Source organism: Sivoneniella epilithica UHCC 1019 (genome assembly GCF_040830845.1).
Lineage (GTDB): Bacteria > Cyanobacteriota > Cyanobacteriia > Leptolyngbyales > Leptolyngbyaceae > ULC077BIN1.
The window spans coordinates 1-1033 of sequence record NZ_JBFPDP010000112.1 but is presented as its reverse complement, the minus strand read 5'-3'; the positions used below and the strand labels follow the sequence as shown (position 1 = coordinate 1033).

Annotated in this window: 1 protein-coding gene; it reads right to left on the bottom strand. The window is 49.3% G+C overall.

Annotated elements, in window-relative coordinates; all coding sequences use genetic code 11:
- Positions 1–118: 118 nt before the first annotated feature.
- Positions 119–946 carry an IS982 family transposase gene (locus AB3R30_RS26860; protein ID WP_458652266.1) on the bottom strand — a complete coding sequence of 276 codons (828 nt, stop codon included), beginning with the start codon at positions 944–946 and terminating at the stop codon, positions 119–121.
- Between the last annotated feature and the right edge of the window lie 87 nt (positions 947–1033).

The following is a 1033-nucleotide window of genomic DNA, read 5'->3' as shown; positions in this document are numbered from 1 at the left end:
TAACCCAAGTTGCGGGTTATGTGGAGATGGGAGATTATTGCGACAGGGGCGCAGGTGAACGAGTCGAAGTCGCGAAAGCAATTCGTAAACGAATCAGTGAATCAGTGGAAGCGAAGGACTAGTCGATAAAGGCGGCTTTAAGGGTGAACGCAACGATAAAAGCGGAGACTTTCAGCAAAAAGCCATCCATCGTCACCGCATGAATTGATTTGGGAAATTGAGCAGTAATGCCACTAAAAACAGTTTCGATGAAGTGGCGGGTGGTTTGCTTGATATAAGCCAGAGCAGGAGAATCTGGGCGTTTGGAATTGCGTTTCCGAGCCACTTGCAACCGGATGGTATCGGTCTGCTCAAGGTCATCCTCCGCTTGATAGTTCGTGTAGGCAGCATCAGCATAGATTTGAGTGTGGGCAGGCAAATTCAAGGGCAAGGCATTAAGACCCCGCACATCATTGGCTTCACCGGGCAAAAAGGCAAATTCCACGGGAATGCCATCGGTGGTCGCTAGCAGTTGTACCCGAATGCCATAGAAATAGCGCTTTTTGGACGCAATGTAGCCTCGGTAATCCTCGCATCGAACCAGACGAACTTGAGGAATCCGAATGTTGTCGCATATTGGCACGGGGAAGGAATCGAGCAAGTATTCCGTACTGGAATTGACCGATTTGAGCACCATGCCCAGACCGTCGAACAGGTCTAGCAACGGCAAAAATAACCGATGCAATCGGCGATTGAACCGCGACTTACTCAACATCTGGGGCATCAACCCGTGTTCTTTGAGATAGTCCTGAGCGATCTGATGATTCCCCCCGAAGAACCGGGCTGCCACTAGTGCGCTGGTAATCACTTCCGCATCGCTCAGTTGCACTCGCCTATCCTCTTGATGTCCGATCGCCTTGAGCAGGTCATCGGTGATGGCATAGATCGCTATAATTTCGGTAATCATTTTTCTTTCTCTCCAGGCGTTACAAGTTCTTGGAGAGATTTTATTTGTTTTGCGCCTGCTGCCGATTCTAACTAGCAACTTGAGTTA

What these genes read in the sequence shown, in the direction of transcription:
- AB3R30_RS26860 (WP_458652266.1), bottom strand. Translation starts at nt 946, where the DNA reads ATGATTACCGAAATTATAGCGATCTATGCCATCACCGATGACCTGCTC.